At 54.1% G+C, this 24,453-nt stretch carries 21 protein-coding genes and 1 tRNA gene; 14 read left to right on the top strand and 8 right to left on the bottom strand.

Annotation, left to right across the window (positions count from 1 at the left end):
• Positions 1–18: 18 nt before the first annotated feature.
• The 8 genes from CKO12_RS10625 to thiD all read right to left on the bottom strand — a co-directional run bounded on the left by CKO12_RS10625 (position 19) and on the right by thiD (position 10,450).
• Positions 19–3,051, bottom strand: a complete 3,033-nt coding sequence (locus CKO12_RS10625) for a type ISP restriction/modification enzyme (RefSeq protein WP_200154721.1) — start codon at positions 3,049–3,051, stop codon at positions 19–21.
• On the bottom strand, positions 3,044–3,922 hold the full coding sequence (gene murI / locus CKO12_RS10630; protein ID WP_242466302.1) for a glutamate racemase: 879 nt from the start codon (positions 3,920–3,922) through the stop codon (positions 3,044–3,046). The genes CKO12_RS10625 and murI overlap by 8 nt, the downstream gene beginning before the upstream one ends.
• Before the next feature lie 51 nt (positions 3,923–3,973).
• Positions 3,974–5,110 carry a rod shape-determining protein RodA gene (gene rodA, locus CKO12_RS10635; RefSeq protein ID WP_200154722.1) on the bottom strand — a complete coding sequence of 379 codons (1,137 nt, stop codon included), beginning with the start codon at positions 5,108–5,110 and terminating at the stop codon, positions 3,974–3,976.
• Positions 5,100–6,971, bottom strand: a complete 1,872-nt coding sequence (mrdA, locus tag CKO12_RS10640; RefSeq protein WP_200154723.1) for a penicillin-binding protein 2 — start codon at positions 6,969–6,971, stop codon at positions 5,100–5,102. The genes rodA and mrdA overlap by 11 nt, the downstream gene beginning before the upstream one ends.
• A gap of 70 nt (positions 6,972–7,041) precedes the next feature.
• Positions 7,042–7,521 carry a rod shape-determining protein MreD gene (mreD, locus tag CKO12_RS10645; protein WP_200154724.1) on the bottom strand — a complete coding sequence of 160 codons (480 nt, stop codon included), beginning with the start codon at positions 7,519–7,521 and terminating at the stop codon, positions 7,042–7,044.
• A complete protein-coding gene (gene mreC, locus CKO12_RS10650) occupies positions 7,518–8,411 on the bottom strand; it encodes a rod shape-determining protein MreC (RefSeq protein WP_207146339.1) in 894 nt (297 codons plus the stop codon). Before mreC ends, mreD begins: the two co-directional genes overlap by 4 nt.
• Before the next feature lie 18 nt (positions 8,412–8,429).
• Complete coding sequence (locus tag CKO12_RS10655) at positions 8,430–9,476, bottom strand: rod shape-determining protein (RefSeq protein WP_200154725.1); 1,047 nt, start codon at positions 9,474–9,476, stop codon at positions 8,430–8,432.
• 185 nt (positions 9,477–9,661) lie between these two features.
• Positions 9,662–10,450, bottom strand: a complete 789-nt coding sequence (gene thiD, locus CKO12_RS10660; RefSeq protein ID WP_200154726.1) for a bifunctional hydroxymethylpyrimidine kinase/phosphomethylpyrimidine kinase — start codon at positions 10,448–10,450, stop codon at positions 9,662–9,664.
• Positions 10,451–10,573: 123 nt separating this feature from the next.
• Between thiD and CKO12_RS10665 the strand changes: the two genes are divergently transcribed.
• The 14 genes from CKO12_RS10665 to CKO12_RS10730 all read left to right on the top strand — a co-directional run bounded on the left by CKO12_RS10665 (position 10,574) and on the right by CKO12_RS10730 (position 24,104).
• Complete coding sequence (locus CKO12_RS10665) at positions 10,574–12,154, top strand: peptide chain release factor 3 (RefSeq protein WP_200154727.1); 1,581 nt, start codon at positions 10,574–10,576, stop codon at positions 12,152–12,154.
• A 92-nt stretch (positions 12,155–12,246) separates the two neighbouring features.
• Positions 12,247–12,774 (top strand): zinc ribbon-containing protein, encoded by a 528-nt coding sequence (locus CKO12_RS10670; protein WP_200154728.1) that lies wholly within the window; start codon positions 12,247–12,249, stop codon positions 12,772–12,774.
• Between the two features lie 127 nt (positions 12,775–12,901).
• On the top strand, positions 12,902–13,339 hold the full coding sequence (gene rplM / locus CKO12_RS10675; RefSeq protein WP_200154729.1) for a 50S ribosomal protein L13: 438 nt from the start codon (positions 12,902–12,904) through the stop codon (positions 13,337–13,339).
• A 14-nt stretch (positions 13,340–13,353) separates the two neighbouring features.
• On the top strand, positions 13,354–13,743 hold the full coding sequence (rpsI, locus tag CKO12_RS10680) for a 30S ribosomal protein S9 (protein WP_200154730.1): 390 nt from the start codon (positions 13,354–13,356) through the stop codon (positions 13,741–13,743).
• 10 nt (positions 13,744–13,753) lie between these two features.
• Positions 13,754–13,827: transfer RNA gene (locus tag CKO12_RS10685), tRNA-Gln, on the top strand.
• Positions 13,828–14,040: 213 nt separating this feature from the next.
• On the top strand, positions 14,041–15,960 hold the full coding sequence (locus CKO12_RS10690) for a methyl-accepting chemotaxis protein (RefSeq protein ID WP_200154731.1): 1,920 nt from the start codon (positions 14,041–14,043) through the stop codon (positions 15,958–15,960).
• 32 nt (positions 15,961–15,992) lie between these two features.
• Positions 15,993–17,558 carry a chemotaxis protein CheW gene (locus tag CKO12_RS10695; RefSeq protein WP_200154732.1) on the top strand — a complete coding sequence of 522 codons (1,566 nt, stop codon included), beginning with the start codon at positions 15,993–15,995 and terminating at the stop codon, positions 17,556–17,558.
• Between the two features lie 70 nt (positions 17,559–17,628).
• Positions 17,629–18,717, top strand: a complete 1,089-nt coding sequence (gene cheB / locus CKO12_RS10700; RefSeq protein WP_200154733.1) for a chemotaxis-specific protein-glutamate methyltransferase CheB — start codon at positions 17,629–17,631, stop codon at positions 18,715–18,717.
• A gap of 102 nt (positions 18,718–18,819) precedes the next feature.
• The gene (locus tag CKO12_RS10705; protein WP_200154734.1) at positions 18,820–19,443 is read left to right on the top strand and encodes a HEAT repeat domain-containing protein; all 624 of its coding nucleotides are present in this window, start codon (positions 18,820–18,822) and stop codon (positions 19,441–19,443) included.
• 7 nt (positions 19,444–19,450) lie between these two features.
• Positions 19,451–20,296, top strand: a complete 846-nt coding sequence (locus CKO12_RS10710; protein ID WP_200154735.1) for a CheR family methyltransferase — start codon at positions 19,451–19,453, stop codon at positions 20,294–20,296.
• A complete protein-coding gene (locus CKO12_RS10715; RefSeq protein ID WP_200154741.1) occupies positions 20,293–20,694 on the top strand; it encodes a response regulator in 402 nt (133 codons plus the stop codon). Before CKO12_RS10710 ends, CKO12_RS10715 begins: the two co-directional genes overlap by 4 nt.
• Positions 20,691–23,486 (top strand): chemotaxis protein CheA, encoded by a 2,796-nt coding sequence (locus CKO12_RS10720; RefSeq protein ID WP_200154736.1) that lies wholly within the window; start codon positions 20,691–20,693, stop codon positions 23,484–23,486. The genes CKO12_RS10715 and CKO12_RS10720 overlap by 4 nt, the downstream gene beginning before the upstream one ends.
• Positions 23,486–23,719 (top strand): hypothetical protein, encoded by a 234-nt coding sequence (locus CKO12_RS10725; protein ID WP_200154737.1) that lies wholly within the window; start codon positions 23,486–23,488, stop codon positions 23,717–23,719. Before CKO12_RS10720 ends, CKO12_RS10725 begins: the two co-directional genes overlap by 1 nt.
• 10 nt (positions 23,720–23,729) lie before the next feature.
• Positions 23,730–24,104 (top strand): response regulator, encoded by a 375-nt coding sequence (locus CKO12_RS10730; RefSeq protein ID WP_200154738.1) that lies wholly within the window; start codon positions 23,730–23,732, stop codon positions 24,102–24,104.
• The last annotated feature ends 349 nt before the right edge of the window (positions 24,105–24,453 follow it).

Raw genomic sequence — 24,453 nt, forward strand, 5'->3', positions numbered from 1 at the left:
TTGAATTATAACCGAAATTCAATCACTATTCCATGACAATTGTTCTAGTTGGTCAATTGCCGTCATTGTCTCCACGCTTACCTGACACACCCGCGCCAATAATTCAATTACCTGCTCTTTATGGTCAGCAAAGCGATAGGTATTGAAGTGCTCACGAATAGTTAAATCCTTCGGTGTTTTCTCTTTGTATTGATCCAACACCCATTCCAACGCCGAGCGATTGCCGAGTTGATACTGCCACGCTGCTGGCGGGATATTTTCCAAAGTCGTCACGCCGTCAATCTCAATTGATCCCGCTGCTTTATCGGCTTTTAAGCGACATTTAGGCGTTCCCGTTTTTTGATCCACGCGCTTGAATGCAAACGGTTTGACTTGCTCAAAATACGCATGAGTTTGAATTAACGTTGCGCCAATCGCCGCCCATTGTGTGAATTCAGGATGAAACGGAATGCGCGGAATTTCCGCTTTGAGATTCAAAGCGAATTTGTGCCGATAACGCGGATCATGCAGCACAGCGTAAACGTAATTGAAAATATCGCGCTTGGTGATTTCTGTATTCGTATAATGCTGTTGGAATTGCGTTAATGCCCAATTCGTGATGTTGTCATGTTTGGAACCATCAGCGGCATAAACCCAGAGCGGAAAAAAGTTAGGCTGTTCAAGAAAGTGAAGGTCTGGCAGCATTGATACTGCTAATGCTTGAAACGGTTTTTTAATGGGTATGCCTGAAATGCCAATTGCTAAATTGTCATACTTTAATCCAAATAATTTGTGCTGCAATGATGGCATCTCATTTAATGCTTTACAAAAATAAAGTGTTAAAACAACAAAGGGACGGTAAACAGAGTGTATCAACAGCGTACTGTCATAAGTATAACGGCGATCTTTTAGAAGATCGTTTTTCACTGCACGAGACCACTTGATTTTTTCATCAAAACCCGTTTTAAGATGACGCACAGATTCATAGTGACTAATAAAGTATTTCACTTTTTTAGTGACTTCTTGAGTGGTAAATCCATATACCCATTCATCTCGACTTGTTACCACGCCTAATGAATACAGCTTAAAAATCACGTCCTCAGTCTTTCCCGCTTTTCCTTCTTTGCTGGCTACCGCTAACCAATTACTCCAATTCTCATATGGTTGATTCAACCAGTTGCTGCTGCTATTGGGACGAATACGATGAAAGTCACCAGCTTGCGCTAATTGATGCAACTGATGTCCTCTTAACCAGCGGCGCTTGTCAAGTGCAGTTAAAAAGTCATTCACAGCGTAATAATGAATAGCACAGCCCGTCGTTAATGACGGATTGCGCACCAGAAAATAGAGCGCAATGCCCACGCGAATTTTATCATCAAATACATTGCCACCTTCACAACGACGCTGGTCGCCGCTGGTGCGGGCATTTCCTTTTAGATCAACAATCCAAATCTCTTGAAATTCCTGCGCGACTACTTTACGCAATCCATCAAATCCTCTTGCTTCAATAAAAGAAGAATTGCTAATAAAGGCAACAATTCCCTGCTCCCCAATCCGATCTGATGCCCAGCGTAAAAAGCGCACATAAGGATCATAGAGCTTGGTTTTTTGCGCCGTGCTCGCTGCTAGATAAGTCTCTTTAATACGTTGATCGGCTAATACTTCGGGATCATTTTTGTTGTTATCATTCTCGTTTTTCTGATTGGCGTTATAGGGTGGATTGCCTAAAATCACCGGAATGGTGCGCTGATTTTGATGTTGAATCCGCGTTTGATTTTCGTCGGTTAAACTGCCAAATAAATCATCAATTGAACCTTTGTGTGCTAACTCAAAACCCCAATTCTCCAGCGTATTGACAAAACAAGCACCGTTAAATTCGCACCATTCATTGGTTGCTTCATAATAGGCTTGTTCGATGTTTAAGCACGAAATGTAATAGGGCAGAATTGAAATCTCGTTGGCGTGAATGTCGTGCTTAAATTTACGGATTAACGCCTGTTTATCACCGCGCAGATATTCAATCAAATCGACAATAAAGGTGCCGGTTCCCGTGCAAGGATCAAGAATATCTAAACCAGAATCCGCCAACCGCTTATTAAAATGCTGCTGTGCCAACCAATCGCAACCCACAATAATAAATCGCACCGCCTCGCTGGGCGTATAGACAACGCCTAAACGATCTGCATCTTTGGGATTATAGGCGCTGTAAAAATCTTCATAAACTTGCTTGAGAAACCCTTGCTTTTCTGAGGAAGTAATTGTATTTGCAGCAGTGCGGCGAATGGCAGCAAAATAGGGTTCTAACCGCTTTAATAACTCCTTGCGCGTACTGCCGTGTAAAAACGTATGTTCTAATTGACCAATCGCCCGCGCTAAATGGTTTTCCTGATGAAAATTAACATCAGAAAAGATTGCCCGGAAAATTTGATCGGTGAGAATATGCTGAATCAGCATGTCATCCACATGATCTTTGGTCACGCGCTCGCCAATTGCGCGTTGACACAATGCAAAAAATTGAGTTGCTTGTAATTGAAAAGCGGCATGATTGCGGTGCGCAGCAATTAACAATTCTTTCAACGCCCGCGCCACACCCGGCAACTCAACCATGAATTGACTGCGAGCAACGCGGAAATCCTGCACTGCTGGCAATTCATAATTAAAAAAGCAATCTAGCAACCGCTTCAATGCTTTGCCATCTGTCACTTCACAACGCATCACTTCTGCGCTCTGCTGTAATAAAACGGCAGTGCGGGTATCTTCAAAAATGATGTTATCGTTGGGATAACCTTTGGCTAATTTAGCGGCGATTTCTTTCTCTAAATCATCTTTTTCATCTTTGGCTTCCCACCAGCCATGCACTAAACGCAGACGATCTAATAACACACCATCGGCGCGTAAATTGGCTCCAGTAGGCGCTTTGAATGGATATTCAGCCACGACAATTAAGTGCTGTTGTTCACCAAAATCACGGAGTAAATTTTGAAACGCGGCGCGTAACATGCTTTCGTTTTCTGCACCGGCGATGCGCCGCAATTCGTCAAGTTCACGCCAGTAGTTTTGAATTTCAATCACGGTCGTTTTCTCTCTCTACGTTATGATAATTTTGCGCCGTCCAAGGCAATAAACGAGCGTCTGGATTCCACAAGCGGTTTAATAACTTTTGCGTATGCGCCAATTCGCCACTTGTCCAAAACCATTCCTGTCCTATTTGCGACGGTGGTGCAAGTAACGCCGTTTCCGTCAAGCGCCGGCGTACCTGCCGCGCCACCGCCGCGCCAGAATCCAAAATGGTCACGTTCGTGCCGACAAGTTCCGCGATCAGGGGCGTTAAATGCGGGTAATGGGTGCAACCGAGCACGAGCGTGTCAGCACCAGCATCCAGCAATGGCGCGAGTAATTCGGCAACCAAGCGGCGCGTCACGGCGCTGTCAAGATCGCCCGCTTCCACCTGTTCCACCAAGCCCGGACAGGGCTGCGGCACGATTCGTACCGGCTGATGTGCAAATTTGGCGATCAAGGTGGCGAACTTGGCGCTGGCGAGCGTTTGGCGCGTCGCCATGACGCCAATCACGCCGGAGCGCGTGTGGGCGAGCGCCGGTTTGACAGCGGGTTCGAGGCCGATGATTGGCACCGCATAACGCTGCCGCAGCAGTCGCGCTGCCGCGCCAGTGGCGGTGTTGCAGGCGATCACAATCGCTTTAACACCTTGATTTAACAAGAATTCAGTGACGGCAACCGAGCGGGCGACAATCATCGCAGTGGGTTTGTCGCCGTAGGGCGCATGGCCAGAATCGGCGACGTAGAGCAGGTGTTCATGTGGCAATTCGCGGCGAATGTCGCGCAGTACGGATAAACCGCCGACGCCGGAATCAAATACGCCGAGCGGGTGATGCGGTAGCAGAATAGAAGTTGGCGCTTGTTTGACGTTTGCTGCGCTAATCATTGCGCAATTCCCAATTGAGCGCGGTATGCAGGCGCTGGTGCAGATTCATATTCAAGTTGGTGCAGATTTTTTGTGGGTTTCAACTCCCATAATCATTCCAAAACCAATTAACAATGTCACCATTGAGGTGCCGCCGTAGCTGATTAACGGCAAGGGCACGCCGACAACTGGCAATAATCCCGTCACCATGCCGGTATTAACAAAGATATAAACAAAAAATACCAGCGTTAAACCTCCCGCTAAAGTGCGTCCATAGCTATCAATGCTGCGCACGGCAATCACTAAGCCGCGTCCAATAATAAATAAATACAGCGCCAGCAAGATCACAATTCCGGCAAAACCGAATTCTTCACCGATGACGGCAAAAATAAAATCGGTGTGGCGTTCGGGTAAAAATTCAAGATGGGATTGTGTGCCGTTGAGCCAGCCTTTGCCATATAAACCGCCAGAGCCAATGGCGATCTGCGATTGAATAATATGATAGCCAGTGCCGAGCGGATCGGATTCAGGATTGAGAAATGTGAAAATACGGGCGCGTTGATAATCGTGCATTAACAGCCATACCACCGGCGCAACAGCGGCAACGGCTGCGCCCAATCCTGCAATCATGAGCCAGCTCAATCCCGCCATAAATAATACCAACGCGCCGGCGCTCAGAACCAATAATGAAGTGCCTAAATCAGGCTGTTTGGCAATTAATAACACCGGAATTAACGTCACAATAATGGCGGCGAGAATCCAACTCGGACGCGGCGGCAGCGGGCGCAGTGATAGCAGCCACGCGACCGCCATCGGTACTGCTAATTTGAGCAATTCGGAAGGCTGAAAACGGATCACGCCGAGATCAAGCCAGCGTTGTGCGCCTTTGCCAATAGCACCAAACAGCAGGACGGCAAACAGCATCAGAACGCCGAATAAATACAGCGCCAGCGACCATTGCCGCAGCAGGCGCGGTGGCACCTGCGCAATGGCGATCATCAAACAGAATGCGACGGTCAAGCGCACCAGTTGGCGCTCAACGATTTCAAAATTGCGATCACCGGCGCTGTACACCACGAGCAGGCCGAAGCCGCACAGCGTCAGTAAACCCAGCAGCAGCGGGGCGTCGAGATGCAACCGGCGCAGCACGCCGAGCGTGGCGGCTTCCGCTGCGGCGTTGAGCTGCGCCGATAAAGTTTTAATCGCCATCAGTTGCCTCATCAGGCGGCAGCGGTGATTTGCTGCCGAGATACACATCCATCACGCGCCGAGCGATGGGCGCAGCATCGGAGCCGCCATGTCCGCCGTTTTCCACCAGCACGGCGACGGCGATGCGCGGCGCGTCAACCGGAGCGAAGGCGATAAAGAGCGCGTGATCACGCATCCGTTCTGGCGTTTTGGCGGCGTTGTAAGTCTGTTTTTGTCCAAGCGTGAATACCTGCGAGGTGCCGGTTTTGCCAGCGATGCGATATTCCGGGCTGCGAATCCGTTTGGCAGTGCCGCGTGGACTTTCCACCACCTGCGTCATCGCGGCGATGACTTGATCCCAATAACGCGGATTGCCAACGTTGATTTGCCGCGCTACCACTGGAAACGGCGTTTCGGTCGCAGCGCCGGGAAAGCGGCTGGCGCGAGCGAGGCGCGGCACGATCAAGCGTCCGCGATTGGCGATGGTCGCGGTGGCGACGGCCAGTTGCAGCGGCGTGGCGAGAAAGGAACCTTGCCCGATGCCGACAATCAACGTCTCGCCCGGATACCACGTTTGCTTGCGCACCCGTTGTTTCCATTCCCGCGACGGCAGCAGTCCGGCGAGTTCACCGGCGACATCAATGCCGGTGCGACTGCCGAAACCGAATTGGCTGAGAAAGCTGTGCAGGCGGTCGATGCCCATTTGATTGGCGAGTGAATAAAAATAGACATCGCAGGATTCAATGATGGATTTTTCGAGATCGACGGTGCCGTGCCCGCCTTTGCGCCAACAGCGGAAGCGGTGATTTTGTCCGGGCAGCGAGAACGCGCCGGAGCAATAAACCGTTTTATGCGCGGTGGTGACGCCGGTGGCGAGTCCGCCGAGTCCAATAAACGGTTTGACGGTGGAGCCGGGCGGATATTGCCCCCGCGCTGCGCGATCAAACAGCGGTTTATCCAGCGAGTGCAGCAGGGCGTTGTATTCCTTGCCGCTGATGCCTTCGACGAAACGATTGGGGTCGTAGCTGGGTTTGCTGACCATTGCCAAGACGCTGCCGTCGCGGGGATCAATGGCGACCACGGCACCGCGTCGGTCGCCGAGCGCGTCAATCGCCGCCTGTTGCAGGGTCATGTCAAGCGATAAAAAGATGTCTTGACCGGAGGTGGGCGGAGTGCTTTCGAGAGTGCGCAAAATCCGCCCCCGCGCATTGACCTCAACCTGTTGATAACCGACTTTGCCGTGCAGCACGTCCTCGTGCGCTTTCTCCAGCCCGCCTTTGCCGATGAAATGGGTGCCGGCGTAATTGCTGGTATCAATCTGGCTCATTTCGCGTTCATTGATCCGGCCGACATAACCGAGAACGTGCGCGGTGGCTTCAGCAAAGGGGTAGGTGCGGATCAGTTCAGCGCGGACATCGACGCCGGGGAAGCGGTAGCTGTTGACGGCGAACCGGGCGACTTCTTTGTGCGAGAGGTTGAGGCGGATGGGGACGCTTTGAAAGCGCATCCGCTGGCGCTTGAGGCGTTCAAAACGGGCGCGGTCGCTGGCTTCGATGGGGATGATTGTGGCGAGATCGTCGATGGTGGCGGCGAGGTTTTCGACTTTTTCGATGGTGATTTCGAGTGCGAAGGTCGGATGATTATCGGCGAGCAACACGCCTTTGGCGTCATAAATCAAGCCACGAGTGGGTGGAACTGGCTGAATTTTAACGCGATTTTCCATTGATAACACGGAAAAATGCTCATGGCGATCCACTTGCAAATGCAGCAGCCGCACGCACAGCAAGAGCAAGCCGACGATGACGACCGCACCGGCGACGAGCGCACGGTTGGTGACGAGGCGCTGCTCGCGCTGGCGTTCTTCGAGACTGGTCAGGCGCATGTGTTGAGTTGTCAGTGGTCAGTGAGCAGCTCAATTGCCGCGTCACCGCCTGACAACTGACAACTGTGTGTCACAACGCCCCCGTGTGGCGACCAATCCACGTCAACCCCCGCGCCAGCCCCGGCCAAAGCACCAATCCGACCAGCGTTGGCAGCCAATAACTCAACGTCGGCATCGGCTGTCCCGTCGCCCCTAAAATCCACAGCGTCAGCAAGCGCTCCGCCAACAATACAATCCACACGAAAAAACTTTGCTGCCAGCGTGGAAATAGCCGGACTCGCGCATGAAGCGTGATCGTCACATACGCCACCAGCGCCAAGCTCAGTGCCTGTTGTCCCAGCAGCCCGCCCGTGAATAAATCGAGCATCAAACCGCTGCCAAAGCCCCAAAAGACGCCAATCCGTTCTGGCGCAGTCAAGCACCAGAAAATCACACTCAGCGTCACCCACTGCGGACGCCACTCGCTGAGATCGGGCGGCAGCGGCACGATGGTTAAAAACAGCGCCACGATCAGATTGATGACCACCGTCCACCGCATCACCATCGTCATTTAACGTTGCCCACTGCGGCGGTTGGCAGCGCAGGCGGCACCACCGCTGGAGTTAAATTCAGCGCCCACACCAACAACACCTCGCGGCTGCGATCCAATCGCGCCGTCGGTTCAGCGATCACCGTCGTAAACGGGTTATCCGGGTCTTGCCGCACCGTCTTCACCCGCGCCACCGGATAGCCCGGCGGAAAACGCTCATCCATTCCCGATGTCACAAATAAATCGCCGACGTGAATATCAGCATTTTTAGAAATGTACAATAATTCAAGCTCTTGGCTCGAACCCTTGCCCGCAGCAATCGTGCGCAACCCGTTGCGATTGCTTTCCACCGGCAGCGCATGATCCGCATCCGTAATCAGCAACACCGTTGACGACAGCGCATTCACCCGAATCACCTGCCCCATCACCGCTTGCGCATCCAACACCGGTTGACCGACAAACACGCCCGAATTGGAGCCTTTGTTGATGATGACCTGCTGCCGATACGGATCAAGGTCAACCGCCAAAATCTCCGCAATTAACACCCGCTCGCCCACATCAAACGATGATCCGAGCAGATCGCGCAGGCGCATGTTTTCCGCCCGCAGCGATTCAAACTGCTGCAATCGCCCTTTCAACACCAGATTTTCATGTTGCAAATCATCATTTGCCCGCCGCAACTGCGCCTCGTGATCAAGCCGACCTTGCGCGGTGCGCACCAATTGCGCGGGCAAACTTGCGGCGTATTGCATCGGATAAATCACCGTCTCCAGCGTGGCACGAACCAGTTCTAAATGATGATAGCGATGATCCGCCACCATCAGCCCCAGCGCGATCATTGCCGCCACAAGCACGCGAAATGTTGCCGAGGGCGCGTGGACAAACAGCGGTTTAATAACGGCATTCCTCAAAAAAAATGATTGCCGCGCTCATTCGTGGGAAAACAAACCACTGTCTCGCGTGTCCAGCATATCCAGCGCCTTGCCGCCGCCCCGCGCCACGCAGGTCAACGGGTCTTCCGCCAACAGCGCCGGCAAGCCAGTTTCCTCTTCAATCAAGCGATCAAAATCGCGCAGCAGTGCCCCGCCGCCAGTGAGCACAATCCCGCGCTCGGCGACATCAGAACCGAGTTCGGGCGGCGTTTGTTCCAGCGCCATTTTGACTGCGTGGACGATCATTCCGAGTGGCTCTTGCAGCGCCTCTAAAATCTCATTGCTATTCAACGTAAAGCTGCGCGGCACTCCTTCCGCAAGACTGCGCCCGCGCACTTCAATTTCCAACATTTTATTGCCCGGAAATGCCGAGCCAATGGTGTGTTTAATTCGTTCTGCCGTCACTTCACCAATCTGGGTGCCATAATTGCGGCGCACATAATTAATAATGGCATCATCAAACGTATCACCGCCCACGCGCACCGAAGCGGAATACACAATGCCATTGAGTGAAATCACCGCAACTTCTGACGTGCCGCCACCAATATCAATCACCATGCAGCCGCGTGGCTCGTGAACCAATAACCCAGCACCAATTGCTGCCGACATCGGTTCTTCAATTAAAAATACTTCGCGGGCACCAGCGCCAGCGGCCGATTCTTTAATTGCGCGGCGTTCCACTTGCGTTGAGCCACAAGGCACACAAATCAACACCCGTGGGCTGGGTTGCAGCAGCCGTGATTCGTGTACTTTGTGAATGAAATACTGCAACATTTTTTCAGTGACGGTGAAATCTGCAATCACGCCATCTTTTAATGGACGAATTGCAGTAATGCTTTGCGGAGTGCGCCCCAGCATTTGCTTGGCTTCCTCGCCAATGGCGACAACTGATTTGCCGCCGCCACTGCGGTCGTGGCGAATAGCAACCACCGACGGTTCATTCAGGACAATTCCCTGATTGCGGGCAAAAATCAAAGTGTTAGCCGTTCCCAAGTCGATTGATAAATCGTTGGAAAACATCCCGCGAATACGTCGGAAAAACATCAGGTCATTACCTTCAAGAAGTGGAAGAACGTCGGGCGCTCACAGAGTTGGAGTGTGTGACCGATGAGTGCGGTGATCGCGCCAGTCACAAAGCAAAAATAGGGCAACTAATCTAGCAATGCGTTGAAAAATCGGCAAGATGGGAATGTCCGCACTGTCAAGTCTGCTGTCTGAAAACACGCAGTTTAAGCACTAAAACAGTGTTGGAACCGATTGGGCGTTAATTGGCAACGTCCGCTGCGAAATGCTGCTTGTAAACTCTCCCAAGTGAACTGTTGCGCTGCCGCGACTGCGTCCACCAGCGGCATTCCCAGCGCCAGCCGGACGGCAATGGCGCTGGTTAAGGTGCAGCCGGAGCCGTGATAGTCATTCGGCAAGCGCGGCCATTCCCACGCCTGTTCACTGCCATCTGCGCCGTAGAGCCGATTGGTGACTTGCGCGGTGGCGGCGTGAGTGCCGGTGATGAGCGCCCAGCGCGAACCCAGCGCCAGCACGCGGGCAGATAATTCGGCTGGGCTGGACATGTGCGTGGTTAATGCCACTGCTTCCGGCACGTTGGGTGTGATGAGGGTGCAGCGTGGGATCAGCCGCTCGCGCAGTTCGCGCAGCAGGGCGGCGTCAGCAACGGCTTGTCCGCAGCCGGTCGCCAGCACCGGGTCTAAAATCAGCGGCAAGGTCGGGTGCGCATCGTGCAGTTCGCTGACGACGGCAGCAGCAGCGGCGCTGCCGAGTAAACCAATTTTGATGACGCTCGGGGCGCTGTCAGCAATGAGCGCCTGACACTGCGCGGCGATTTGCGCTGGCGGTTGCGGATAAAGCTGGCGCAGGCCGCAGGTGTCTTGATCGGTGAGCGCGGTGATGACGGTGACGGCAAAACCACCCGCAGCGCGAATCGCTTCGGCGTCGGCGAGAATGCCAGCACCGCCGCTGGGATCGTGACCGCCAATGCAGAGGATGATGGGAGGATTGGGCATTTTGAGAAGTTGTCAGTTATCGGTTGTCAGTGTTGATTGTGCGCTAAATTGAGCGGATCACTGCCGTATAATCGCCGCATCAACTGTCCGCGTCGCGCCTCATTTATTTAAGAACAATTTCACATGACTGAGCTGTTAGAACAACGCAATAAACGCCGTACCTTCGCCATCATTTCCCATCCCGATGCTGGTAAAACCACCTTGACTGAAAAGTTGCTGCTGTTTGGCGGCGCGATTCAGCTCGCCGGCACGGTCAAAGGACGCAAAGCGGCGCGTCATGCCACCTCCGATTGGATGGCGCTGGAAAAAGAGCGCGGCATTTCCGTCACCTCGTCGGTGATGCAGTTTCCGTATGACGCGGCGATCATCAATCTGCTTGATACGCCCGGGCATGAGGATTTTTCTGAGGACACTTATCGCACGTTGACGGCGGTCGATTCGGCGCTGATGGTGATTGACATCGCCAAAGGTGTTGAAGAACGCACGATCAAATTGATGGACGTTTGTCGGCTGCGCGATACGCCGATTTTGACTTTCGTGAATAAGCTCGACCGCGAGGGGCGCGATGCAATTGAAGTGCTCGATGAAATTGAAAGTGTGTTGAAAATTCAATGTGCGCCGGTTACTTGGCCAATTGGAATGGGCAAGCGATTTAAGGGCGTATTTGATTTGCGCACCGGGCGCACGCATTTATTTAGCGCCCAACACGGCGGGCGCATCACGGAAGGTGAAGTGATTGAAGGGCTGGATAATCCGCGCATGGATGCGGTGCTCGGCGATCAAGCGCAGGAATTGCGCGATGAAATGGAGCTGGTGCAGGGCGCGAGTCATGCGCTTGATCTGGCGGCGTATCGGGCGGGCAAACAAACGCCGGTGTTTTTTGGTTCAGCAATCAATAACTTCGGGGTGCGTGAGCTGCTGGATGCCTTTGTCGAATATGCGCCACCGCCCCGCGCTCGCCAGACGCGCCAGCGGGTGGTGGAACCGACGGAGGCAGCATTTAGCGGGTTTGTGTTCAAAATTCAGGCCAATATGGACCCGGCGCATCGGGATCGGGTTGCTTTTTTACGGGTTTGTTCCGGCAGCTATCAAAAAGGGATGAAGCTGCGGCATGTGCGCACGGGCAAGATGATTCAGGTCGCCAACGCAATTACTTTTCAAGCGGATGAGCGGCGGCAAGTTGAGGAGGCGTGGCCCGGCGATATTATTGGGCTGCATAATCACGGCACGATTCAAATCGGCGATACGTTTACTGACGCAGAAGATTTGAAATATGAAGGCGTGCCTTATTTCGCGCCGGAGTTATTTCGGCGGGTGATGCTGCGCGATCCGCTGCGCACGAAGGCGTTGCAAAAAGGCGTGGTGCAATTATCAGAAGAAGGTGCGACGCAGGTATTTCGCCCATTAAAAAATAATGATTTGATTTTGGGCGCAGTGGGCGTATTACAGTTTGATGTGGCGGCGTATCGACTGAAAGATGAATATGGCGTCGATGCGTTTGTGGAAGCGGTCAATGTGAAAACGGCACGCTGGGTGACGTGTGACGATGCCAAGATGTTGGAACAATTCAAAGAAAAGAATTATGAAAACTTGGCACTTGACGGCGACGATCAACTTGTTTATCTGGCACCAACGCGGGTGAATTTAAGTTTGGCAGAAGAACGCTGGCCAAAGGTGCGTTTTTCTGCTACGCGTGAGTTATAAAATATGACATTGGTTTATTCATTGCGTTGACAAATACTGCCAATGCCAACAGCGTTTTTACTGACAACTGAATTCCAGCCCGGAGCGCCGCCATGACTGACCAACCGACTGATAAATTAGTGCAGGCGTATGAGCAAATGCTCAAACAAACTCACGCGACGCTAGATGCGGCGCAACAAGAATCGATGCCGCGTTTCCGTGAGTTGTTAAACCACACGCGGGAACAGATGATCGAAATCGGCGAGTTGACCCGCGAGGAAGGCGAGCGGGTGTCGGAATACATCCGCCGTGACATCGAAGATGCGGCTAATTATCTCGTCGAAACTGGACAGGAAATGCACGATTGGTGGCAGTTTGATCTGCAATTGATGGAGAAACGGCTGCTGGATATGTTTACGCTGGTCGCCGATCAAACCAGCTTGCAATTGGCGCAGTGGGCGGAAACTGCCCGCCAGATGAGCCTGTATCAAGCAGGCGAAATCACCGGACCGGGGACGTTGCTGTGTGATCGCTGCGGTGCGCCAACGCATTTTGTCTGTGCTGGACGCATTCCCGCCTGCTCTGACTGCGGTGGCACCCAATTTCGCCGCCGCACAGAAAACTCCGATTCTGCGACCTAAACACTGGAATGCTTGCGCAAATTGTGGGCTTCCCCTACCATGCGCGATCTTTCTCGACTCAGAAATCGATATTTTTTACGACCTGCAACTTTTACCTAAAGTGCGGTCGCTTCCGGAGTGAAGGACAATGACGACGACTGTTAGCGCCAAACCCGCCGAGGTTCGCCGCGCCTGGTATCTGGTTGACGCCGATGGTAAAACCCTCGGACGGCTGGCAAGTGAATTAGCTCTGCGGTTGCGCGGCAAGCACAAACCGCAATACACACCCCATGTCGATACCGGGGATTATCTCGTCGTCATTAACGCCGAGAAAATTCGCGTCACCGGAAATAAACTTCAAGACAAGATGTATTACCGCCACACTGGTTATGTCGGTAATCTCAAATCCACCAATCTTGCAAAATTACTTGAGACCACCCCCGAGCGTGCTATTCAATTAGCCGTCAAAGGCATGTTGCCGCGTGGTCCGCTGGGGCGTGAGATGTTCCGCAAGCTGCGTGTTTACGCCGGCGCTGAACACAATCATCAGGCACAGCAGCCTCAAGTTCTCGAACTCAACGTTTAGGAAATAGACGCATCATGTCGGAGACGCAACACGCAATCGGTCGCCGCAAGACTTCCGCCGCTCGAGTCTTTTTATCGGTCGGTTCCGGCGCTATCACGGTGAACAATCGCCCGCTCGACGAGTTTTTCGGTCGTGAAACCGCACGGATGGTCGTGCGCCAGCCGCTCGTCACCGCTGGTTTAGTTGACCGCGTTGACATTAAGGTCACAGTGACCGGCGGTGGTAACACCGGACAAGCCGGTGCCATTCGGCACGGCATCGCCCGCGCCCTCGTTGAATATGATGAAGGATTGCGCTCGCCGATGCGCCGCGCTGGCTTTTTGACCCGCGATGCCCGCGAAGTGGAACGCAAGAAAGTCGGTTTGCATAAAGCGCGGAAACGTCCGCAGTTCTCGAAACGCTAAACGATTCCCGTGGGGGATCGTCCAGCGGCAGGACAGCGGACTCTGACTCCGCTAACCTAGGTTCGAATCCTAGTCCCCCAGCCAATATAAACAGCGCCAGACCCAGCGGTCTGGCGCTTTTTTTATGTTTCACAAATCAATTTGCGCGGTCTGGCGCTCGCACAGCACAATTGCCACAGGACTGCGGCACACTGCGTAGTGTGCTGTCAGATTTAGACTCGCTCGCCATTCCAAAAATTCTAGAATCCGCCATTCCCGTCGTTATCCAATCACGGTTATTTAGCTCAGGACATCGTCATGGCACTCGTGAAAAAAACCAGCCTCGCTCCCTCATCAATTCCTGCCGCCGAGGGGCGCTCAAATGCCGCCACCACCCGCGAAGCTGAGGCACAACGCAAACGCGCTCGCACTCTCGCCAAGCAGCAGCAAGCCGCCGAGCGGGTCGCCTCCGCCACCGCCCAGCTCGCCTCCGGCATCAATGAAGCTGCATCCGCCGCCGAAGAACTCAAACGTTCTGCCGATCAAATCGCCACCGGCGCTGAGGAAGCCTCCGGTGCTGCGCAGGAATCGTTGGCGGCGTTCAAACAGGTGAATGTCGCGTTAAATCGTCAGCTTGACAGCGCCAAACAAGCCCAAAGCAAGGTTGATGCGTCACAAACGCTGATTGTGCGCGTGAGCGGTGAAGTGGTCAGTTTGATTACCAACGTGGGGCTGGCAGCGCAGCGGCAGAGCGATTCCGTCAAGACGGTGGCGGAGCTGGAGCAGCAGGCCGCCAACATCGGCGACATCGTTAAAGCCGTCGCCCGCATCGCCGATCAAACCAATTTGCTGGCGCTCAACGCTGCGATTGAAGCCGCCCGCGCCGGCAAGCACGGCAAGGGCTTTGCCGTCGTCGCCGATGAAGTGCGCACCTTGGCGGAAACCTCGGAAAAGAGCGCCAAACAGATTCAAGATTTGGTCGGGCAGATTCAGTCGGAGGTCAAAATCATCTCCGATGGCATCAATGAATCTGCCACCAAGGTGCAGGCGGAAGTTGAAAACAGCCGCGTGATCAATGCGCAGTTAGAGCAAATCCGCGTAGATGCCGTTGATGTGACACGCGGTGTGCAGGAAATCGCCGCTGGCGCTCAACAATCCACTACCGCGGCGTTGCAAGCCTTGAAAGGCACTGAAGAAATCGCCGCTGCCGCTGAGGAACAATCGGCAGCATCAGAAGAATCCGCCAAAACCGTCGCCGAACAGACGCAGGCGCTCGCCGAATGTGAGCAGGCCGCGCAGAACCTGTCTGAATTGGCAGAAGAATTGAAAAATTCAACCGACATCGCCAAGAGCGCCGAAGAAGTCGCCTCCGCTGCGGAAGAGCTGTCTTCTGCCGTGCAGGAAATCAACCGTTCAGGCGGACAGATTACGATTGCTGTCGAGCAAATTCGGAAAAGTGCGCAGGTGCAGGCTTCCGCCACTGAGGAATCAGCCGCAGCGATCAATCAGATTGAAAAGGGTTTGGAAATCGCGCTGCAACGGGCGCGATTGGCGGGCGATAAAGTGCAGGCAATTCGGACGCTGCTTGACTCGAACCGCGCCAGCGTGGAGGCGCTGATTAGCGGTGTCACCGATTCGGTGGATTCTTCGCGCTCGAATTTGAAGCAGATCAAGGGTTTGGAGCTGGTATCGCGGCGGATTGATAAAATTGTGGATGCGATTACCACCGTGTCGATTCAAACCAATATGTTGGCGGTCAATGGGTCGATTGAAGCTGCCCGCGCTGGCGAATTCGGCAAGGGTTTTGTCGTGGTCGCCACCGATATTCGCAATCTGGCGCACGATTCCGCAGAAAATGCGGATCGCATCAAGGATTTAGTGAAGGCAGTGCAGGATCAAATTGGCATCGTCGGGCGCGATTTGGAGGAAATCATTTCGTCTGCCAGCGCCGAGGCGGAAAAAGCCAAGGCGATCACCGCCGGGTTGATCACGATTAGCGCGGATATTGGCGCAGTAGAGCAGGGCACGAGCGACATTCTCTCCGCTGCGGGCGAGATCGCAGCGTCGATCACGCAAATCAAAACCGGTGTTGAGCAGATTTCTGCTGCCGCGCAGGAGGCGGAAAAAGCGGCGGCTGAATCCGCAGCGGCGGCGAAACAACAGTCGCAAGGTGCGGAAGAATTGGCGGCTGCGATTGAGGAAATTGCTTCGCTTGCTGATGAATTGCAAAGCGCCTGATTGCTGTCACTTTTGCGCGGGAGTGCATTGACATGACCACTGAACAGACCGAAGCGGCATCGCCGCTGCGGGCAGTGACTACGGATGAGGCAGCGCCAGAACGTGAGGCGGATATTCGCCAATTCGTGATTTTTGTCTGCGACAGCGAAGTGTTTGCGGTTGATATGACGCCGGTGCAGGAAATTATCCGCGTGCCGGAGGTGGTGCGGGTGCCGCTGGCACCGGCAACTTTGGAAGGCTTGGCGAATTTGCGCGGCAAGGTGTTGCCGATCATCAGTTTGCGCCGTCTGTTTGGCTTCACCGAGCGGGCGAATGATGATGCGACGCGGGCGCTGGTGATTGATCTGGGGCAGCCGCTGGGATTTGTGGTGGATCGCGTCAGCAGCGTGGTGGGCGTGGAGCCGGGGCGGATTGAAAGCGTCGATGCGTTGACGGTGACGGTGAAAACCGAGCTGCTGGCGGGAATGCTGAAGGATGTCGGCGGCTATCCGATGGTGATGGTGCTCGATTTTGAGCGGTTGATTGGCAGCGAATTTGCCGCCATCGCTGCCGTATCACGCAGCGGGGCAGCGGCGACCAGCGGCATGGCGGATGCGGAAGAAGAAACCGTGACCGATGAGCTGCAATTGGTCAGTTTTGAGGTTGCCGCGCAGGAATACGCGATCCCGATTGAAAACGTGCAGGAAATCGTCCAATTCCCGGCACAGATCGTACACGTTCCCCGTTCTGAGGCGCATGTGTTGGGCGTGATGACGCTGCGCAATCGGTTATTGCCGCTGGTGTCGCTGCGCTGTTTGTTTGAACTGCCCGCGCAGGCGGCGGATGAGCGCAGCCGCATCGTGGTGGTGCGGCTGGGTGAGGTGTCGGTGGGATTGGCGATGGATAGCGTCAACGAGGTGCTGCGGGTGCCCAAATCGGCGGTGGACGCGATGCCGAAATTGCTGGCGCAGCACGGCGATTTGTCGGAAATCGCTGAGATTTGCCGCCTTGATGGTGGGCAACGGCTGGTGTCGATTATTTCGACGGACAACCTGTTCCGACATTCCGTGATTCAAGAGGCGCTAACCAGCGTGGCGGCGATGAGTGATGACGTGCGTAATGATGACGAATTGGAAAGCGAGGCGCTGACCGATGATGAAGAGCAGGTGGTGGTATTCCGATTGGATAAAGAAGAATTCGGAGTGCCGATTGAAAGCGTACAGGAAATTGTGCGCATTCCCGATGAATTAACGCATATTCCCAAAGCACCGCCTTTTGTGGAAGGTGTCATCAATTTGCGTGGTTCGGTATTACCCGTGATTGACCAACGGCGGCGCTTGGGATTACCAACGGTGGCGCGTAATGACCGGCAGCGCATCATGGTTTTTTTATTGGATGGCGTGCGCACTGGCTTTATTGTTGATTCGGTGGCGGAAGTGCTCAAAATTCCAAAATCTGCGATTGAACCCTCGCCGCGCTTATCACTGGAACAGGCGCGTTTAATTGGGCGGGTGGCGAATTTAGAGCGCCAGCATCGTATGATTCAATTGATTGAACCGTCACATCTGATTGCTGAAGAACAGCGGGAAGAATTATTGGCGGCGTTGGGTAAACAGTGAGTCAGTAAGTTGGGTTGACGCTGTCAACCCAACCTACTTTTAAGACACTCCTAGTTGATTAAAAATAGCGATGATTAAATTATTGATTGTTGATGATTCGGCATTGATGCGGCGGCAATTAACGACGCTGTTTCAAGCTGCGGGTGATTTTGAAATTCGTATCGCCCGCAATGGACGCGAGGCGGTGGCGGAAAACCTCGCTTTTATGCCGGATGTGATTACGCTCGACATCAATATGCCGGAAATGGATGGCTTGACGGCGTTGTCGCTGTTGATGGCGGAACGTCCGGTGCCGGTGGTGATGGTGTCGTCGCTGACCGAACAAGGCGCACTGGCAACGTTGGAGGCGCTCAATCTCGGCGCAGTGGATTACATCCCCAAACCGGGCGGCACCATTTCGCTGTCGATCGTTGCCATTGAAGCGGAAATCATCAGCAAGGTGCGGGCGGCAGCGCAGGCGCGGCTGAAAAGTTCGCGGGGTTTGGCGGCGCGAATTCGCGGCGATCAACCAACCAGACCGCGAGCTGCGCTGCCAGCGGAAGTGCCAGCCAGTCGCACGGTGATTCGGCGCAGCGGGGCGCGGCGCGATGGCGTGGTGTTGATTGGTGTGTCCACCGGCGGGCCGCGCACTTTGGAAGACATCTTGCCGCTGTTGCCAGCAGATTTGGCATGGCCAGTGCTAGTTGCCCAGCACATGCCGCCGAGCTTCACCCAGCCATTTGCCGAGCGCATGAATGCGCTGTGTGCGCTGCAAGTGTCCGAGCTGAATCGTCCGACGCCGCTGGAGCCGGGCAACATTTATATCGGTAAAGGTGGCGCGGATATGGTGCTGGTGCGGCGGACGAATAAACTCACGGCGCTGGCGCGTCCAGAAAATGCTGAGTTTCTCTGGCATCCGTCGGTGGAATTGTTGGGACGCTCGGCGTTGGAACATTGCGATCCGGTGGACGTGATCGCGGTGATGTTGACGGGCATGGGATATGACGGCGCGGACGCTTTTACGGAATTGAAACGACGCGGAGCGCGGACAGTTGCCGAATCAGAAGAAACGGCGGTGGTGTTTGGGATGCCAGCGGAATTGATCGCTCGCGGCGGGGCGACGCTCACCTTGCCCGCCGACCGAATCGCCATGCAGATTCAAAATTGGGTCGAACGATAAAAAAGTTTTCAGTTGTCAGTAAAAAACAGCGTTTTACCGATAACTGAAAACCGCAAACCACCAACTGAAAACCGCCAACTAAAAATCCGATGGATAAACGTCATGGCACTGAAAAAAGCAGCGGCGCAAGCCACCACAACCGATGACGAACGGCAACGCGACCGCGATCTGGACGGTTTAGTGCTGGCGTTAGCGGATGCCGATCCGCTGGCGCGGCGCTGGGCAGCACGGGATTTGGTGGCATATCCGACGGCGACGACGGCATTGATTGCGCAGTTAATGGTCGAGTCGGAGCCGAGCGTAATGGAGGTGATTTTGACCACCTTGACGCGCATCGGCGATGAGCAGGCGGTGATTGGGCTGGTGCAGTGTTTGCGCAGCGAGGACGCGATGCTGCGCAATGCGGCGATTGAAGCGATGAAATTGTTACCTGATGAGGTGGCACCGATGATGGGACGCTTGCTGGCGGACGCTGATCCTGATGTGCGCATTTTTGCGGTGAATGTGCTCGAATCGCTGCGCCATCCGCAGGTAGAAAACTGGTTGCTGCGGGTGATTACTGACGATGCGCATATTAACGTCTGCGCGACGGCAGTGGATTTATTAGGCGAAGTCGGTTCGGAAGTTGCGGTGCCAGCGTTGCGGGCGTTAAAACAGCGATTTACTGAAGAGCCGTATATTCAATTCGCTGCTGATTTAGCCTTAAAGCGGATCGCTGCGGGTTGAGTGTTATATGATGGAACCAACCACAATCAGCGATGATGAATTCCAAAAATTCCGCGAGTTTTTTTATCGCAAAACCGGCATTTTATTTGAAGACAGCAAGCGTTATTTTGTCGATAAACGTTTGTTAGAACGCATGACGTTGACTGCCTGCGAGACGTTCCGCAGTTATTTCACCATGCTGCGGTTCCAAACTTCAGGCGAGGAATTGCAGGCATTGATTAACGCGATGACCGTGAATGAAACGTATTTTTTCCGTGAAGAATATCAGTTTCAATGTTTGGTCAATTCGATGTTAGAAGAAATCGTGGCGCAACGTACCACTAACGCGCCGATTCGGATTTGGTCAGTGCCGTCGTCATCGGGTGAAGAGCCATATAGCATCGCCATTTATTTGCTTGAATACTGGCCGCATCTCACGCGCTGGGATGTTGAAATCATTTCGTCGGACATCGACACCCAAATTCTTAATCAAGCGCGGCGTGGTCTTTATACGCCGCGAGCGGTTCAACATTTACCAGCCAGCCTGTTAAAAAAATACTTTCAGCGTGACGGTGAGTATTATCAAATTGGTACCGAGTTGCGCGATGCAGTGGAATTCACCCGCGTAAATGTCAGCGATGCAGCGGATATGCGTTTACATCGTCAGTTTGATGTGATTTTTTGCCGCAATCTGCTGATTTATTTTGATGATTTATCGCGCAAACAAACCGCAGAATCTTTTTATGATGCACTCAATCCGGGTGGTTTTGTGTGTTTGGGGCATTCGGAATCTATGAGCCGTATTTCATCGTTGTTTCGAGTACGCAAATTTCCAGAAGCCATCGTGTATCAAAAGCCGTGGGGGTCACGTTGAAACGCATCCTCGTCATTGACGACGCCGCCACTGTGCGGCTGTACCACCGGGGCATTTTGGAAGCAGCGGGCTTTGCCGTGAGCGAGGCGATCAACGGCTTGGAGGCGCTGGAACGGGTGGCGGAAGCGCCATTTGATCTGTATGTGGTGGACATCAACATGCCCAAACTTGACGGTTATGGCTTTTTGCGCGAGCTGCGCAGCAAGGACATTCCACAAGCGCCCGCGATCATGGTGTCTACCGAAGCGGCGGCGAACGATCAAAAGCTCGCGTATGTCAGCGGCGCAAATTTGTATCTCATCAAGCCGGTGCGACCGGAGCGGCTGCTGGCGCATGTGTTGACCTTGCTGGGGTTGAGCGTCGCGCCGCGTGATCCACATCAGGGGCGGCATCAATGAATCCCTTGCTGCTGCAATTTCTGACCGAAGGGCGCGAATTTCTCCAAGGCATTGGCGAGAAACTGCTTCAGCTTGAAGACAATCCCGCTGACAGCGCCTGCATGGATGATTTATTCCGGCTAGTTCACACGCTCAAAGGCAACAGCGGGCTGTTTGAGGTGCCGGAAATGACCCGCGTGTTGCACGCGGCAGAGGATTTGATGGACGCCACTCGCGCTGGGCGCGTCGCCTTTAGCCGGGCGCTGGCGGATCAATTGCTGGAAGCGATGGATTTTGTTGCCGTTTTGCTTGATGACCTCAGCGCCGCTACCGGCGAGCAGTTGCCCAGCACCAGCCACCACGCCGCCGAAGCGGTGCGGCTGGGCGAGTTGTTGCGGGGATTGATGGCGCAGGCGGGAGAAGTTGTCAGCGAGCAGTTGCCAGTTGCCAGTGCTGCGCCGTCCGCGCCCACTGCCGTTGCTGATAACGTCACTGATAACTGGCAACTGACACCTGACACCTTCATTCACGTTCCCGAAGCGCAGCGCATGGACTGTTATCGCCGTCTGAGCGCGGGCGCGACGCTGTGTTGGCTGGTTTATCAGCCAGATGAAGATTGTTTTTTCAAAGGCGAAGACCCGTTTTTTCAAGTCATTCAACTGCCTGACATCCTGTGGCAGCGCGTCACCTCGCGGGAACAGTGGGCAGCGTTGGCGGAATTGGACGCCTACCGCTGCCTGTTGCGCTTTGAGTTGATTGTCAGCGCCAGCCCCGCCGCGCTCGCCGAACATTTCCGTTATGTGCCCGATCAAATTGAGATCGTGCCGCTGACCGCAGCGGCGTTATTGATGCCCAGCGGTCGCGTTCACACGGAACCGCTGGCAGCAGAATTCACCCGCACGGCGCAGGCGCTGCTCGCCGCCGGCAATCTCACTGCGCTGACGCAAGCTGCCCGCACCTTGTTGGAACTGTCCGCGCCGGATTTATGGCTGGCATCCGCGCTGCGCTGGCTGCTGTTGGTGGTGGAGCACACGCCGCAAGAGATTGATCTGCAACGGCAAGTGCTGGCGCAGATCGGCGAACTCGGTGCGCAAAATCCCCCCAAACCCCCTTTTTCAAAGGGGGGCTTTGCTGCGGTGAATGCTGAGGTACTTGAGGCAGCGCAGACCGTGCTGGCGGCGCAGCGCGACATTCTTAGTCTCACCGACAGCGCCCCATGGTTGACGGGGCGGCTGCAAGCAGCGGCAGCGAGTTTGGCGGGAACCTGCGCCAGCTTGGGATGTGACGCAGAATTAACCGCGCTCAATCACGCATTAACCGCCGCCATCTCTGCCAAAACACCAGCGCCATTGTTGGCGTGGCTTGATAACTCACCCCTCCCCGTTGAAAAAGGCACCTCTTCATCTCCCTCCTTTGGAAAAGAGGGGCAGGGGGGGATTTTGTCCACCGCAGGTGGGCTTCTGAGCCAACCGCCTGATCTCAAATCCCCCCAACCCCCCTTTTCCAAAGGGGGGCTTGATGCAGTTTCAAATCCCCCCAGCCCGTCTTTTCCCAAAGGTGGCTTGGATGCGCCCTTATCCAAAGCAGGGCTTTCTGAAGAACCCGCTTTCAATCGTCGCGCCGAAGATCATCAAGTGAGCCCGCGCACGCTCAAAGTCGATCAAGTCAAAATTGATCGGCTGATGAATCTCATCGGTGAAATGGTGGTGGCGAAAAACGCGCTGCCCTATCTCGCCGGACGCGCTGAGGAAGTGTTTGGCGTCCGCGAGCTGTCACGCGAAATCAAAAGCCAATACAGCGTCATCAATCGCATCGCCGAAGAAATGCAGGACGCGATCATGCAGGTGCGTTTGCTGCCGGTATCCTTTATTTTTCAACGCTTTCCGCGTTTGGTGCGCGATCTGGCGCATAAATTGGGCAAGGAAGTGCGTTTAGTCATGGAAGGCGACACCACCGAAGCCGATAAAAACATCATCGAAGCACTCAGCGATCCGCTGATTCACATCGTCCGCAACAGTTTGGATCACGGGCTAGAAACGCCCGCCGTGCGCCAAGCAGCTGGCAAACCCAGCGAAGGACGCTTAACTATTCAAGCGCGGCAAGAATCAGATCGGGTCGTCATTACCATCAGCGACGATGGACGCGGCATTGATCCGGTGGTGATTCGCCATAAAGCCTACGAAAAAGGCATCGTCGATGAAGTCGAGTTGGAACGTTTGACCGATCAAGAGGCGATTAACCTCGTGTTTGCTGCGGGCTTTTCCACTGCGGAGACGATCACTGATTTATCCGGGCGCGGCGTGGGCATGGATGTGGTGCGCGATGCGATTGCCAAGGTCAACGGCACCATTGAACTGCGCAGCACGGTCGGCAAGGGCACTCAACTGCGTTTATCGCTGCCGCTGTCGATGGCGGTGACAAATGTGATGATGATTGAATCCGCCGGGCAACGCTTCGGCGTGCCGATGGATGCAGTGGCAGAAACGGTGCGGGTGCCGCGTCGCGCCGTGCGCACCATCAAACGTCGGTTGACGACGGTGCTGCGAGATCGTTTGGTGCCGCTGGTGGCGCTCAACGAACTGCTGGCGCTGGAGGTGCCGCAGCGCACCAACGGCGATGATGAATTTGCCGTGCTGGTCGTGCGCATTGACGGCGATTATCTCGGCATCATCGTTGACGAGTGCCGCGAAACGGTGGACATCATTTTGAAACCGTTGGCGGGTTTTCTCGGCAGCCTCAACGGTTATGCGGGATCGGCGCTGCTCGGCGACGGTTCGGTGCTGTTGGTGCTCAATCCACGGGAGCTGCTGTGATGCCGTTTGAAACTAAAAAAACCACGCTGATCGCCGCCGCGCTGCTGACGGTAGAAGATGCGGAATTGCTGTTGGAATGGCTGCTCAAACATCCGCGAGGTCGGCTTGATCTCGCCGCCTGCACTCACCTTCATGCCGCTAATTTGCAGGTATTGATGGCGGCACAACCTCAAATTGCTGCGTGGCCGCGTGATGCAACGCTGGCTGCTTGGCTCCAAACTGCTTTGACATAGGAACCGTTTCATGTCGAAAACAATTCTGGTCGTTGACGACTCCGCAACGATGGTGATGAGCCTGAAAGGAAGTTTAGAAATTGCTGGTTTCAAGGTCGAAACCGCCAACGACGGCGTGCAAGCGATCACCAAGCTGCAAGCCGGTGTCAAACCCGATCTCATCATCACTGACATCAACATGCCCAACATGGGCGGGATTGATTTCATCCGCAATGCGCGGGCGCTGCCGGGGCTGCGGTTTATCCCGATTTTGGCGCTGACCACCGAAAGCCAGCAGGAAAAACGCGATGAGGCGAAAAAGCTCGGCGCGACCGGCTGGCTGTTGAAACCGGTGAGCGGAGCGGATTTGCTCAAAGTCATCAAACAAGTCTTGCCGGGCGCATAACAGTTGACCATTATTTTGGATAATCTATTCCAATTAGAAGTTACGAAATTAGATGCCTCTAAGTGCCCGATTTAATGGAAACTTTGTTTATGCAGTGCATAAACGCGTTTTCATAAAAATCAATGGTTTGACTTTCAACTGCGTAACTCCTAGATACTAGGAGTTACGCAGTTGACCAAAAATAGCTTTAGAATATAGTCGATCCACCACAAAATGATTGTTAAAATCGGCGCAGCACCTTCAATCCTACTGTTGTGCCGCAATCAATTTATTCTGGCTTGGCTATACAAAGATGAACGCTGCAAAATGTACCGAACAAGATTACATTCAGTTTTTAATCGCTACTCCG

Source organism: Chromatium okenii, assembly GCF_016583745.1.
Classification (GTDB): Bacteria; Pseudomonadota; Gammaproteobacteria; order Chromatiales; family Chromatiaceae; genus Chromatium; species Chromatium okenii.